The sequence below is a fragment of the Paenibacillus sp. BK033 genome, assembly GCF_004345425.1.
Lineage (GTDB): Bacteria > Bacillota > Bacilli > Paenibacillales > Paenibacillaceae > Pristimantibacillus.
Genome location: NZ_SLVP01000004.1, coordinates 379,034 through 391,423 on the forward strand (window position 1 = coordinate 379,034; position 12,390 = coordinate 391,423).

The window sequence follows — 12,390 nt, forward strand, 5'->3', positions numbered from 1 at the left end:
TCGCCCTTAATAGCTAAAATAAATCCTTTGAACCAGCGCGCAAAAAAACCGATCCTTATTAACTAAGGATCGGTTTTTTGTGTCGAATCATTTCCAATTGGGAAGCTGGCTGACATAGCTGTCGGACAACTTCAGCAGCTCCAGCGCGCGGTTGAATTCGTCCTCCGAGTCAAGAGACACGGTGCTGGCTCCCGGGAGCGGAAGATGCGTGCCGTCCTCATAGCCGCTGCCGGAGAGGAACAGCTCGTCGCTGCTGACGAAGGAGCCCGTCGGCAGATAATAACGCTGCGGCAGCAGGTTAACCGAAGCATTGTTCAGGATATCCTGGCCGAAATGAATCTGCCGGTCGAGCGGGAAGCCGAACAGGTTCGCTACCGTAGGCAGAATATCAACCTGGCCGCCAAGCTGGTTGAATACTTTCGGCTCGGTGATGCCGGATCCCGAAATAATAAGCGGGATGTTAATCATTTCGGCAGAGCCGTAGTCATGCCCGTATATCTCTTTCATTAATTCCTTGTCATCGCGGTCCAGCGAGTAAATGGGCAAGCCAAGATGATCGCCGTACAGCACGATAACGCTGTTATCCCAGATGCCGCGCTGCTTTAGATCGTCAATGAACAGGCCTAGCGCGTAATCGGCATAGTTCTGGGCGCGAATGTAGTCCCCCACGAAGGTATTCTCGTAGCGCTTTGGGAGCTCCATCTTATACTTCCGCTCCGGTATAGTGAACGGATGATGGGAAGACATGGAGATGACGTGCGCATAGAACGGCTTGTCGCCTTGATCCATCTTCGCAAGCTCGGCTGCCGTCTTCGCGTACAGCACCTCATCGGAAGCAGCGAAGAAGACGGAATCCTCTTCGCCGAAAAACTGTTTGTCATAGTAACGGTTGAAGCCAAGCGCCTTGTACAGCTCGCTGCGGTTCCAGAATTCCACGACGTTGGTATGGAAGGTCGCCGTGTCATAGCCATGCTGCTGCATCAGCCTTGGAAGGCTTGGCAGCTCTTTCTTCGGGTAGACCTGGGTAGCCGCGCCGTTTGGCGGTATATAATAAGAAGTGTTAACGATAAATTCGGCATCCGACGTATTGCCTTGACCAACGCCTTGATAGAAATTGTTGAAGTAATAGCTTTCGTTGGCAAGCTTGTTCATGTTGGGCGTGATTTCCTGCCCGTCGATTTTCAGATTGATAAGGAAGTTTTGGAACGATTCCATCTGGATAATAATCAGATTTTTGCCCGAAGCCGCATTCCACAACTGAGGGGCTGCCGGTTTTTCGATTTGCTTTAATTTATCGATCCTGGCCTGCGTAATTTCGGTAGGCTTGACGAGCTCCTGCTTTTTGTTGGATAAAATCGTATAAGCCTCATAGTTGAGTATGCCCATCTGCTCCGCTTTGACGATCTCGTTCATGCTTGCGCGGTTCGGCAAAATATTAAACAGGCAAAGCGCAAGGGAGATGCCAAACAAGGCAGCAAGCACGCTCCGGCTGACGCGTTTTTGGCTGGCCGCCTTCCAGTACTGCCCCTTCCGGCGCCGGATTAAATAATAACCCATGACGACAATGTCGATGAAGACGAGCAAATAGTAAGGGTCCATCAGCGAGAAAACGCTGTTGCTGACCGCCGTAACCTGATTAACCTGATTGAGGGCTGAGTAGGTAACGATAACGCCATAATATTTGTAATACATAAGAACCGCGAACAGGATTCCGGTCATGAGCAGGTTAGCGCTTAAATAATAGACCAGCTTTCGTTTGGTAGCGAACCATTCAATCAGACAGAACACGATTAACGCAAACGGGACTTCCTTGAGCAGGGTTGTCCAGTTGGGACCACCAAAGACGACCATCCAGGTTAGAAAGCTCTTAAGTAGAACAATCAGTGAGAATGCGAGAATGGGTCGTTTGCTGAAAAGCCTTTTTGGTGCTAGATTTGACACGTTTTCGCCGCCCTTCATAATAAAACAGGCTTCTCACTAAGCAGCCTGTTCCATAATGTCTTATATCTCTGTTGTAATCATTATGCTTGGCTGGAAGAGGAATGTCAAAGGCGGGGCCGCTCTGCCGGAGATGGCAAAATGACGCAACAAATGTTGCAACTTTTTAAGACATTATCGAGTCTATTCGTTTATAGTAGAGAGGAAAGAACGATCACGTTCCTGCACAAAAACAAAAAACAAGCATAATTAAGGAGAGCAGCATGAGAAGAAACGTACAAAGACGAAAAAGACGCGGATTAGCTTTTCTGGCGGTATGCGTGGTTGCTATAGCAGTCATTCTGTTTATCCGCTACGAAAATTTGACGGCCGAAGCTCCGGAAGAGACAGCGGCTAATAGCCAGACTTCAGAACAACCTTCTCCTACGGCATCGGATGAGCCTGTAGCTTCTGCTTCAGAGGAGCCAGCGGATACGCCAACGGACACCCCTTCCGATACGCCGTCCGAGACGGACAAGCCTGCTAACACACCGGCTGACAAGCCTGCGATTGCTACGGCGGGAGAAGAGGATGGCTACGCGGTTGTCGCTCAGCCTGCAAGCATAGCCGTGCTGGTGGACAAGCAATACAAGCTTCCTGACAACTACGAGCCGAAGGATCTCGTTTATCCGGATGTGCGCTTTACGTTCAGCGAGAAAATCGACAAACGCAAAATGCGCAAGGAAGCCGCTGGCGCTCTGGAGGACTTGTTTGCCGGCGCGGAGAAAGACGGCATTTACCTGGCCGGCGTCTCGGCTTACCGTTCGCAAGCAACGCAGAAGGCGCTTTTCAATAACTACGTGAAAAAAGACGGCATGGAAAAGGCGCTAACCTACAGTGCATTCCCGGGTACAAGCGAGCATCAGACCGGTCTGGCCATTGACGTATCGGGCAGCGACGGCAAATGCGCGGCGACGGATTGCTTCGGCGGTACTCCCGAAGCGGAATGGCTGGCGGCTCATGCGCCGGAGTACGGATTCATTATCCGTTATCCGGAAGGCAAGGATGACATTACGGGCTACAAGTACGAGCCTTGGCATCTCCGCTATGTAGGCAAGGAGCTGGCTAAGGAGATAGATGATAAAGACTTGACTCTGGAGGAGTATTATAACGCAGTTCCGGTATCAAAATAATAGATGTCGAATGGAACGGCGCTCAGCATCCAATGCATGTATTTATAAATGGCAGAGGGCTGTGCGCCGTTATCCGTTCTTTTAGATCTTTGGCTCAAACGTTTTGCAGTCGGTTTCTTCCGAGTTGCTGGCTTGTTTGGAACGGTTGTTCACTACATAAATCGAAGAAGCAGCGCAATGATTGCCTGCAGCCCAATACTTGCAGGAGTTTACTTCGCACAGTACATCTTTAGCCATGGAAAATCACCATCCTTAAAAAAATATGGCCCAAGCGGCCGTTTCGGGCCGGTTAGAGAGCTTGGGCTCTTTCTTAGGATGGACAAACGCAAACCCGTTTTATACTTATGAAAGGATGGAACAACAATGGGAAACAAGCTGTATTTTAATCATGACGCGGGGGTTGACGATCTTGTATCGTTGTTTCTCGTTCTGCAGATGAAGGATGTCGAGCTGATCGGGGTATCGGTAATTCCGGCCGACGGATATTTGGAGCCGGGGATGGCGGCAAGCCGCAAAATCATTGACCGCTTTGGAGCGCCGGGAACAAGCGGCAAAGTTGAGGTTGCCCGCTCGAATTCGAGAGGACGCAACCCGTTTCCGGCGGAATGGCGGATGCATACGTTTTTTGTGGACGCGCTGCCGATTCTGAACGAACCTGGCGTTATCCATACGCGCGAGGCGGAAGTGCCTGCCCATAAGCATATGATTCAGCGGCTTCTCGCGTCCGATGAGCCGGTAACTCTGCTGTTCACCGGTCCGCTCACGGACTTGGCGAGAGCGCTTGACGAAGCGCCGGAGATCGAGAAGAAGATCGGCAAGCTCGTCTGGATGGGCGGTACCTTTAACGAAAAAGGAAACGTTCAGGAGCCGGAGCATGACGGTACGGCGGAATGGAACGCCTTCTGGGATCCCGAAGCGGTTGGCCGCGTATGGAGCAGCGGAATCAAGATAGAGCTCGTAGCGCTGGAGAGCACGAATAAAGTGCCCCTTACCGTGCCGGTGCGCAACCGCTGGGCATCGCTCCGGAGGCATGCCGGACTGGACTTCGTGGGGCAATGTTATGCCGCTTGTCCGCCTCTTGTCTATATGGAAACCAATTCCACTTATTACTTGTGGGATGTTCTGACGACAGCGGTCGCAGGGGATCCAAGCCTGGTCGAAATGAAGACCGTCCACAGCGCGGTTATCGCTGACGGCCCAAGCCAAGGCCGAACAGTCGAGACGGCGGATGGACGGCCGGTGAGCCTTGTTTATGACGTGGAGCCGGAACGGTTCTTCGATTACATTACGTCGCTGTCGCAGAACGCCGTTCTGAATCCCGCGGAATAGTTAATCCATTTCGTAAATCGAACCGGATTTACTCGCGTACAGCTCGGCATAGACCTTCTCCGCGTACGCATCGGTCATGCCGGAAATATAGTCCGCGATAAAGCGGGCCCAGGTCCAATTGTGCTTGTGCTGCTCGAAGCTTGCCACCCAGTCCGGCGGCAGAATCAGGCGGCCTTGCTCGGGCCTCATGAAGCTGTCCCACAGACGGCGGATCATGATTTCGCTGCGCATTTGCAGCCGCTGTACGCGGAAATCCTTAATCAGCGTTACCCACGCCAGCTTCTTCAATATCTCCATCGTGCGCAGCAGGTCGATATCCTGCTGGCCTTCCAGCACGAACGTCACCTTCTTCCAGCCTCTTGCCGGATCCTCGATAATCCCTACACGCCCGGCAAAGACGCTGACCCACCGGGCTTTCATCTCTCTGCGCGTTCTGGACGATTCATGATCGTACAGGGCATACAGCTCTTCCCATTGCTGCAGATAAGCAGCGAGCACGCGCTTCACCATCGCCGGAATATCCACCTGATCCCAGCCTACGTCCATGTTGCCTTGATCCTCTACGATTTCCTGCACCAGATTGTCGATCAGCCGCTGATCCTCGAAAAACGTGCGGTTCATTTGTATTTTGCCGGCGCGGATGCCGTCTTCAATATCATGAGTGGAATAAGCGATGTCATCGCATAAATCCATCAATTGAGCTTCCAGCGTGGAACAGCCTGCAGGCATCGCCCATTGCTGGCGGATATGGTGAATGGCATGCCATTCGGAGCTGTACAGCCCCTTCAGCCTGCCCGGTTCGTCCAGGGAATAAGGGTATTTGTTAACCGCAAGCAGCACGGCTGCCGTCAGATCCAGGCCGCTGCCGCTGCCGGCGCGTTTCTCCAGAAACATGAGAATGCGGAAGTTTTGCGCGTTGCCCTCGTACGCGAGGCCATGCTCCTCCAGCAATAGGCGGTTCAACACCTCTTCGCCTTTATGGCCAAACGGCGGATGCCCGAGGTCATGGGCAAGCGCCGCGATTTCCACGACGGATGGATCCATGATGAGGCCGGGATGCTCTTTTTTGCTCAGAAAAGGGTACTGCGTCCCCAGGCGTCTCGCCACTTCGCGCGCGATCTGCGATACCTCGAGGGAATGGGTTAATCTCGTTCGGTAATAATCGCCCGATCCGGCGCCAAACACTTGGGATTTACCCTGGAGCCGCCGGAAAGCGGGGGATTGAATAAGCCTTGCGTAATCCCGTTCGTATTCGTCGCGTTCTTCGCTGAATGTGCCGAGCGCTGGTTCGTCTAATCGAAATTTGCGTAAATCCATGGTTCTTCCTCCTATGCCGCCCGCACTTTTTTTCTGAAAATTGTAACATATTTGATTCTTAATAAGAATGTTTGTGTAAGGTTTGAACATCTTTCCTGCTTGAGGTATGCTCTAGTTAACGTTTTTATCCATATATTGAGGGGCTCGTCTAGCTATGAATGTCTTACAGGATATTTCAACGGTCTTTATCGTCTTGAATATATTGCTGGCACTGACCGTTATTTTCCTCGAGCGAAAGGATGCAAGGTCGACGTGGGCCTGGCTGATGGTGCTTTATTTCCTGCCAGGGGTCGGATTCGTGCTCTATCTTATTCTCGGACAGCGACTGCGCAAACGGAAGCTGAACAAGATGCTGCTCGAAAGCCAGCGTATTATTGAGGACTCCATTGAAGCTCAGAAGCTTCAATTGGAGGAGCGGCATATTATTTTTAACGATCCCGCTACCATTAACTATCAGAGCATGATTCACATGAATCTGGTGGGCAGCTATTCCTTGTATACGCAGAACAATGCGGTGCAGATCTTTACAACGGGGAAAAGCAAGTTCGACGCGCTGCTGCGCGATATCGAGTCCGCACAACATCATATTCACCTTGTCTATTACATTGTGCGCGACGATAAGCTTGGCAACCGCCTGATTCAAGCGTTGGTGGAAAAAGCCAGGCAAGGGGTACAGGTCCGGTTTCTGTATGACCATATCGGCAGCAAGGGCCTTCCGCGGAAATTTTTCAAGGAGCTGCGGGAAGCCGGCGGGCAGGCGGCAGCTTTTTTCCCTTCCCGGATTCCTTATTTGAATCTCAAGATCAATTTCCGGAATCACCGCAAGCTTGTTATCGTGGACGGGCGGATCGGCTATATCGGAGGCTTTAATATCGGGGACGAGTACATGGGCCGCGACAAGTATTTCGGCGAATGGCGGGATACGCATCTGCGGCTGGAGGGACGGACCGTTCTGCAGATGCAGGCGCAGTTCCTGATGGACTGGAATCTGGCCTCCTCGGGCATGGTGGACCTTGATTATCATTACTTCCCGCGCCACTTCCAGGCCGTGGGCACGATCGGCATGCAGGTCGTGGCAAGCGGGCCGGATTCGGAATCCCAGCAGATTAAGGACGCATACATCAAGATGATTTATTTCGCGAGAAAAAGCATCTGTCTGCAGACGCCTTATTTTGTCCCGGACGAGAGTCTGATGACCGCGCTTAAGACGGCCGCTATGTCGGGAATCGAAGTGAAGGTCATGCTGCCGGGCAAGCCCGATCATTTCTTCGTGTACTGGGCGACCCATTCGTATTTGAACGAACTGCTTGCCGCGGGCGGCAAATGCTACATTTACGAACGGGGCTTTCTGCACGCGAAGACGCTTGTCATTGACGGTCAGCTTGCTTCCGTCGGTACGGCCAATATCGATAACCGCAGCTTTAAGCTGAACTTCGAGATGAATGCTTTTATCTATGACAGCGCCACGGCAGGCGAGCTCGAGAGACTGTTTGAGCTTGACCTCCAGGATTGCCACGAGCTGACCTTCCAGGATTATTTGAAGCGGCCGCTGATGAACAAGTTCAAGGAGTCCATCGCCCGGCTGTTATCGCCGATTCTATAAAAATACGCACGAAAAAAGGGATTCCGCTTATCAATGATAACCGGAATCCCTTTACCTTTCTGAATCGCAATTATTCAATTTCGTAACGCTCCATTCTACAACTTGCGTTGCCTTAATTTTGCTTCGGATAAGTATGAGTCGGATCCTTGCGACAAGAGACGAATTTGAGTTCCCGCATGTCCGGTTTACCTTGCGATATCTCCTTCCCGGAAATAGTGAGGACACGCTTCGCTAACCTACTTCAATGGTCTATCCCCTTTCGTTTGGTGTAGGTCTATCATAAACTATTATTTAAATTTTGTAAATATTCTGATAATTATTTTTCGTAAAGTTTGGCTACTTGTTCTAGGACGGAAAAATGGCGCATACAGGCAGAGAGTCGCGGTTGATCTTCCTTTTATTTAGATTTATACTTAGTCTAAATTAACTTGCATTGAAGGAATGATTAAGGATGACCAAGATAAATTTAACCGTGCAGCGCAAAACGATTCTCGAAGCGATCCAGGCGTCCCATGATCACCCGACGGCGGCGGATATTATTGAGAGATTACGCGACAAGGGCATCAGCTTCGCGTACGGAACGGTATACAATTCGCTCCGTTATTTGACCGATGCCGGTCTGATCCGGGAGCTTAAGCTAGGCGAGGCCGTCAGCCGATATGATGCCAGAATGGACGATCACCATCATATTGTGTGCAAGGAGTGCGGCCGCGTAGAGGAAGTGTTGACCGAGCTGCCCGAGGAATGGCTGAAGAAAATCGCCGCGGAAACGAAGTTTAAGGTTCAGGACGCACATGTTGTATTAGAGGGGGTATGCGAATTATGCGCCAGCAAGTAGAAGACAACCGTATGGAGGGGCAGCCATCCGGCGAGTCGATTGAGGGGAAGGCTTGTTCCCTGACCAAACGGATTATGACGGTAAGTCCTTTTCCCGAACGGATGAACAGCCTTCTGCATCTACTCACGGCGGAATGCTTCGATCTGTTCACGCTCCACGACTTGAACAAGGCATTCGTCAGCAGCCTGCAGCCGGAGCTGATCATTTACGACGCGACCCCGCATCCGCTTATTCCGGATGCCGTAGATGCCCTTCATGCGGCGATGAGGCAAACCTCTCCTATTAACGGCGCCTCGCTTCTGTATCTGGTTCACGAGGATGCCCGGGTGATGGCAGCGTCTATTCCGAAAAATGCCGAGCTGCTCGCATGGCCTTCGAATCCGCAGGAAGCCCTTAACCGGATCAACCGGATGCTCGGCGAATGGAAGGCTCCCGAACTGTCCAGCTACCGCTTCAAGGACCTGACCGTCGATCTGAAGAAAATGGCGGTGTTCCGCGGTGTCGAGCGGATTGAGCTGACCAAGACGGAATATGACCTTCTTCTGATGTTTTTGACCTCTGGCGGAGCGGTACTAACGCGCGAAGCGATGTTTGACGCGGTATGGGGAAGCCAGTATTTCGGGGGAAGCAACGTCGTGGACGTGCATATCAAGACGCTCCGCCGCAAGCTGAAGGACAGCGCGGTAGCGCCTCATTATATCGCGACCGTGCGCGGAGTCGGCTACCGGCTTGTAGAAGAACGCAGCAATTAAGAGGGCGAGTCAGGTTTCGTCTTCATCCGTTCTTCATCAGCTTTTCATTTAACGTTCATGACAGGGTTGATCGGTAACCTTACAATAGGATTATAAGATTTAGATCAAGTCTAAATATAAATAATCCGGAGGTACCGATATGATCAACCGTTTAACGACTAATCAAGGCACGCCAGTAGGGGATAATCAAAACTCCAGAACAGCCGGACAGCACGGCCCGGCCCTGCTGGAGGATTACCATCTGATCGAGAAGATCGCCCATTTCGACCGGGAGCGCATTCCGGAACGCGTGGTGCATGCGCGCGGGGCTGGCGCGCATGGCGTATTCCGGGTTGCAAACAGCATGAGCGCGCATACGAAGGCGGCGTTCCTGCGGGAAGCGGGGAAGGAAACGGATGTATTCGTCCGGTTCTCCACCGTGATCCACGGAACGGGTTCGCCGGAGACGGCGCGCGACCCGCGCGGTTTTGCCGTGAAATTCTACACGGAGGAAGGCAATCTGGATATCGTCGGCAACCATTTGCCGGTCTTCTTCATCCGCGATGCGATCAAATTTCCGGATATGGTGCACTCGCTTAAGCCTTCTCCCCGCACGAATATTCAAGAGCCGGAGCGTTATTGGGATTTCATGACGTTGTCTCCGGAATCGACCCGTATGCTCACCTGGCTCTTTTCGGATGATGGAACGCCCGCTTCCTACCGGGAAATGGACGGCTTTGGCGTTCATGCGTTCAAGTGGATCAACGAACAAGGGAACGTCACGTCGAAGCAGGGAGTACGCAACTTCACGGCCGCCGAAGCCGGCGAGACGCAAGGCAAAGACTTTAGTCACGCCACCCGGGATTTGCACGATTCCATCGAGCTGGGCCGTTATCCGGAATGGGATCTGCATGTGCAGCTGATGCCGCCGGAGCATCTGGACCGTTATTCCTTCGATCCGCTGGATCCCACTAAGATCTGGCCGGAGGATATGTATCCGCTGCAGCTTGTTGGCACGATGCAGCTGAACCGCAATCCGGACAATTATTTTGCCGAAGTCGAGCAGTCTGCCTTTTCTCCGGGCGCCCTTGTGCCCGGCATCGAGCCTTCGGAAGATAAGCTGCTTCAAGGCCGCCTGTTCTCGTACCCGGATGCGCAGCGCTACCGTCTCGGCGCGAATTACCTGCACATTCCGGTCAATTGTCCATACGCGCCGGTTCGTAACCATCAACGCGATGGCGCGATGACGATGAAGGCCGATCCGCAGGCGGTCAACTATGAGCCAAACAGCTCGCCCACCAGCCCGCGGGAAGCGCCTGAGTACAAGGACAGCTATGCGCTTTTGCATGGCTCCGCAGGGCGTCAGAAGATCGACAAGACCGATGATTTCACGCAGGCCGGGGAGCGATATCTGTCGCTGCCCTTGGAGCGGCGAGAGAATCTGGTAAGCAATTTGGTGAACGACCTGAAGCAAACAAGCGAAAATATCCAGCTGCGTGCCGTATGCAACTTCTTCCGCGCTAACGCGGAGCTTGGCATCCGCCTTTCGAAGGGGCTTGGCGTAGATATCAGCGCATACATGCAGCACCAGCGTTAATCATAGAAAAGTTAAGCGGCCGAAGCCGATCGAATGACGATTGGGCTCCGGCCGTTTTTTTGTTACACTATTCTCGTAACCGATTACATAACGAGGTGAGAAGATGCAATATCGCGGGTTAGGTTCATCGGAATTGAAAGTAAGCGAGATCAGCTTCGGAACATGGGCGATTGGCGGTGCCTGGGGCAACGTCAACGATAAAGAGTCCCTCTTGGCGCTTGAAGCAGCCATCGATAAAGGCGTCAACTTCTTTGATACGGCCGATGTGTACGGCGACGGTCATAGCGAGAGGCTGCTAGCTCAGGCAACCAAAGGCCGCGAGGACGAGATCCATATCGCTACGAAGTTTTGCCGCGCGGGAGATATTCACGATCCGGCGACTTATTCGGAAGCTTCGGTCCGCGCTTATTGCGAAGCAAGCCTGAAGCGTCTGGAGCGCGAGCGGATCGATCTGTACCAGATCCATTGCCCGCCGATGCCGATCCTGAAGAATGGAAGCGTGTTCGAGGTGCTGGACAAGCTGCAGCAGGAGGGCAAGATCCGTCATTACGGCGTAAGCGTGGAGTCGGTGGAGGAAGGTCTCTTCTGCCTGGAGCAGCCGAACGTGCGCGCGCTCCAGGTCATCTATAATATTTTCCGCCAGAAGCCGCTTGAGCTGCTGAATGAAGCGCATCGCCGCGGCGTCGGCATCCTGGTCCGGCTGCCGCTTGCCAGCGGTCTTCTGACGGGTAAGTTCACGGCCTCGTCCACCTTCGAGGCGGATGACCACCGCCGCTTTAACGAGAACGGAGAAGCGTTTAACGTGGGCGAAACCTTCGCCGGTCTAGGCTTTGCCAAAGGCGTCGAGCTGGCTGACCAGCTGCGCTGGATTGCGGAAGGCCGCGGCAATATGACGCGCGCTTCGCTGCGCTGGCTGCTTGATCATGAAGCCGTTACTTGCGTGATTCCGGGCTTCCGCAACGTTCGTCAGGTGGAAGACAATCTGGCGGCTCTAGACGTGCCTTCTTTTACGGCGGACGAGCGGGAACGGCTTGCGGCTTTCTACGAGGAACAGGTTCATCCGTTTATCCGCGGGTCCTATTAATCGGATTGTCCGGAAGGCAAAACTTGCGGGCTTCGGAGGGTTTGCACTGTTTAAAATTTTGCAGTACGATGGGTGTAGTTAACCTATTTTGAAATGAGGATAGATAACGATGCTATCTGCGCATACGCATCTCATTCAAGTGGCGTCCATCGTTTTTTCGGTTTGTGCCGGTCTGACGCTTATCGTTCTTCGCATGCGGGCGGGCAAACAGCCAACGAACCTGCGCAAAATTATCGCCCCGCCGCTTGGCATGTCGACGGGCTTTATCATGTTTGCTTTTCCCGTAACCCATATCCACTGGCTGTGGGGGTTATCGGCGTTTGGCACGGGGATGCTGATCTTTTCGTTTCCTCTTATCGTCACAACGCGTCTCGAGAGAGTCGAATCCGATATATTCGTCCGCCGTTCCAAGGCGTTTATCTTTATCATGCTGACCTTGCTGGCAATCCGGCTTGCGCTGCACAGCGTAGTCGAGCAATATATGTCGATCCCGCAGACCGGTGCCTTGTTCTACCTGCTCGCGTTTGGGATGATTCTCCCGTGGCGTTTCGCCATGGTTGGCGATTATATGCGTTTGCAAAGAGCCGAAATGTAACGAAAGGGGCGTGCCATGGGGCACGTCCTATTTTTTGATCACAAGGAACAAGGGCAATAAGACGGAAGGTTCCTCCTATTTATGTTTGTTCGTATAACAGCTATTCAGCGTTTGACACGGAGTACCGCAGTATGATATAAATTGTATACAATTTAATTTAACAAAATCATTTGGTAAGAGGAGGAT

Annotated in this window: 11 protein-coding genes; 8 read left to right on the forward strand and 3 right to left on the reverse strand. The window is 52.5% G+C overall.

Annotated elements, in window-relative coordinates; genetic code table 11:
- Positions 1-87: 87 nt before the first annotated feature.
- Positions 88-1,959, reverse strand: a complete 1,872-nt coding sequence (locus EV294_RS16590; RefSeq protein WP_132308680.1) for an LTA synthase family protein — start codon at positions 1,957-1,959, stop codon at positions 88-90.
- Positions 1,960-2,201: 242 nt separating this feature from the next.
- On the opposite strand from EV294_RS16590, the gene EV294_RS16595 reads away from it, so the two are divergent.
- Positions 2,202-3,110: a M15 family metallopeptidase gene (locus tag EV294_RS16595; protein ID WP_132308682.1), complete on the forward strand. Its 909-nt coding sequence runs from the start codon at positions 2,202-2,204 to the stop codon at positions 3,108-3,110.
- A gap of 81 nt (positions 3,111-3,191) precedes the next feature.
- On the opposite strand, the gene EV294_RS16600 is transcribed toward EV294_RS16595, so the two are convergent.
- Entirely contained in the window at positions 3,192-3,347 is a 156-nt protein-coding gene (locus tag EV294_RS16600) for a DUF1540 domain-containing protein (RefSeq protein ID WP_132308684.1), read from the reverse strand.
- 126 nt (positions 3,348-3,473) lie between these two features.
- On the opposite strand from EV294_RS16600, the gene EV294_RS16605 reads away from it, so the two are divergent.
- A complete protein-coding gene (locus EV294_RS16605) occupies positions 3,474-4,439 on the forward strand; it encodes a nucleoside hydrolase (RefSeq protein ID WP_132308686.1) in 966 nt (321 codons plus the stop codon).
- On the opposite strand, the gene EV294_RS16610 is transcribed toward EV294_RS16605, so the two are convergent.
- On the reverse strand, positions 4,440-5,756 hold the full coding sequence (locus tag EV294_RS16610) for a deoxyguanosinetriphosphate triphosphohydrolase family protein (protein WP_132308688.1): 1,317 nt from the start codon (positions 5,754-5,756) through the stop codon (positions 4,440-4,442). It abuts the gene before it with no gap.
- A 154-nt stretch (positions 5,757-5,910) separates the two neighbouring features.
- On the opposite strand from EV294_RS16610, the gene cls reads away from it, so the two are divergent.
- From cls to EV294_RS16640, 6 genes are all read left to right on the forward strand, one after another.
- Positions 5,911-7,359, forward strand: a complete 1,449-nt coding sequence (cls, locus tag EV294_RS16615; protein ID WP_132308690.1) for a cardiolipin synthase — start codon at positions 5,911-5,913, stop codon at positions 7,357-7,359.
- 451 nt (positions 7,360-7,810) lie between these two features.
- Complete coding sequence (locus tag EV294_RS16620; protein WP_132308692.1) at positions 7,811-8,197, forward strand: Fur family transcriptional regulator; 387 nt, start codon at positions 7,811-7,813, stop codon at positions 8,195-8,197.
- Positions 8,182-8,949, forward strand: coding sequence for a winged helix-turn-helix domain-containing protein (locus EV294_RS16625; RefSeq protein ID WP_165930703.1), 768 nt, complete (start codon positions 8,182-8,184; stop codon positions 8,947-8,949). Before EV294_RS16620 ends, EV294_RS16625 begins: the two co-directional genes overlap by 16 nt.
- A 139-nt stretch (positions 8,950-9,088) precedes the next feature.
- On the forward strand, positions 9,089-10,525 hold the full coding sequence (locus tag EV294_RS16630) for a catalase (protein ID WP_132308696.1): 1,437 nt from the start codon (positions 9,089-9,091) through the stop codon (positions 10,523-10,525).
- Positions 10,526-10,628: 103 nt separating this feature from the next.
- Positions 10,629-11,609 (forward strand): aldo/keto reductase, encoded by a 981-nt coding sequence (locus EV294_RS16635; RefSeq protein WP_132308698.1) that lies wholly within the window; start codon positions 10,629-10,631, stop codon positions 11,607-11,609.
- Between the two features lie 109 nt (positions 11,610-11,718).
- Positions 11,719-12,204 carry a CcdC family protein gene (locus EV294_RS16640; RefSeq protein ID WP_132308700.1) on the forward strand — a complete coding sequence of 162 codons (486 nt, stop codon included), beginning with the start codon at positions 11,719-11,721 and terminating at the stop codon, positions 12,202-12,204.
- Positions 12,205-12,390: the final 186 nt, after the last annotated feature.

Excerpts from the sequence above, each read along its gene's own strand:
- EV294_RS16620 (WP_132308692.1), top strand. The coding sequence starts at position 7,811 with ATGACCAAGATAAATTTAACCGTGCAGCGCAAAACGATTCTCGAAGCG.
- EV294_RS16590 (WP_132308680.1), bottom strand. The coding sequence starts at position 1,959 with ATGAAGGGCGGCGAAAACGTGTCAAATCTAGCACCAAAAAGGCTTTTC.
- EV294_RS16625 (WP_165930703.1), top strand. The coding sequence starts at position 8,182 with ATGCGCCAGCAAGTAGAAGACAACCGTATGGAGGGGCAGCCATCCGGC.
- EV294_RS16635 (WP_132308698.1), top strand. The coding sequence starts at position 10,629 with ATGCAATATCGCGGGTTAGGTTCATCGGAATTGAAAGTAAGCGAGATC.
- cls (WP_132308690.1), top strand. The coding sequence starts at position 5,911 with ATGAATGTCTTACAGGATATTTCAACGGTCTTTATCGTCTTGAATATA.
- EV294_RS16600 (WP_132308684.1), bottom strand. The coding sequence starts at position 3,347 with ATGGCTAAAGATGTACTGTGCGAAGTAAACTCCTGCAAGTATTGGGCT.
- EV294_RS16630 (WP_132308696.1), top strand. The coding sequence starts at position 9,089 with ATGATCAACCGTTTAACGACTAATCAAGGCACGCCAGTAGGGGATAAT.
- EV294_RS16595 (WP_132308682.1), top strand. The coding sequence starts at position 2,202 with ATGAGAAGAAACGTACAAAGACGAAAAAGACGCGGATTAGCTTTTCTG.
- EV294_RS16640 (WP_132308700.1), top strand. The coding sequence starts at position 11,719 with ATGCTATCTGCGCATACGCATCTCATTCAAGTGGCGTCCATCGTTTTT.
- EV294_RS16605 (WP_132308686.1), top strand. The coding sequence starts at position 3,474 with ATGGGAAACAAGCTGTATTTTAATCATGACGCGGGGGTTGACGATCTT.
- EV294_RS16610 (WP_132308688.1), bottom strand. The coding sequence starts at position 5,756 with ATGGATTTACGCAAATTTCGATTAGACGAACCAGCGCTCGGCACATTC.